This is a genomic window from Streptomyces sp. AC627_RSS907, assembly GCF_019049165.1.
This window is the reverse complement of record NZ_JAGMUE010000915.1, coordinates 1-571: the sequence shown is the minus strand read 5'-3', so window position 1 is coordinate 571 and position 571 is coordinate 1. Positions and strand designations below refer to the sequence as shown.

General features: G+C 72.2%; 1 protein-coding gene. It reads left to right on the top strand.

Annotated features, from left to right (window positions below; all coding sequences use genetic code 11):
* On the top strand, window positions 1-571 hold a 571-nt coding region (locus KUM32_RS39435), incomplete at both ends, for an alpha-amylase family glycosyl hydrolase (RefSeq protein ID WP_254406746.1).

Here is a 571-nt window from a genome sequence, read left to right as displayed (position 1 = left end):
GCTACGCCTCGCCGCAGGCCGACGCCGGCTACGACGTGGCGGACTACCGCGCCATCGACCCCATGTTCGGCACCCTGGCCGACGCCGAGGCCGTCATCGACGAGGCCCACCGGCTCGGGCTGCGGGTGATCGTGGACCTGGTGCCCAACCACTGCTCCGATCAGCACGCCTGGTTCCGGCGGGCGCTGCGCGAGGGGCCGGGCTCCGCGCTGCGGAACCGCTTCCACTTCCGGGCCGGCAAGGGGGCGGACGGACATCTGCCGCCCAACGACTGGGAGTCCATCTTCGGCGGGCCCGCCTGGACCCGCACCACCAACCCCGACGGCACCCCGGGCGAGTGGTACCTGCACCTGTTCGCGCCGCAGCAGCCCGACTTCAACTGGGACCACCCCGCCGTCCACGACGAGTTCCGCACCATCCTGCGGTTCTGGCTCGACCTCGGCATCGACGGCTTCCGCATCGACGTGGCGCACGGCCTGGTCAAGGCCGCCGGGCTGCCCGACATGGGCCAGACCGGGCAGCTCAAGCTGCTCGGCAACCAGCCGCTGCCCTTCTTCGACCAGGACGGGGT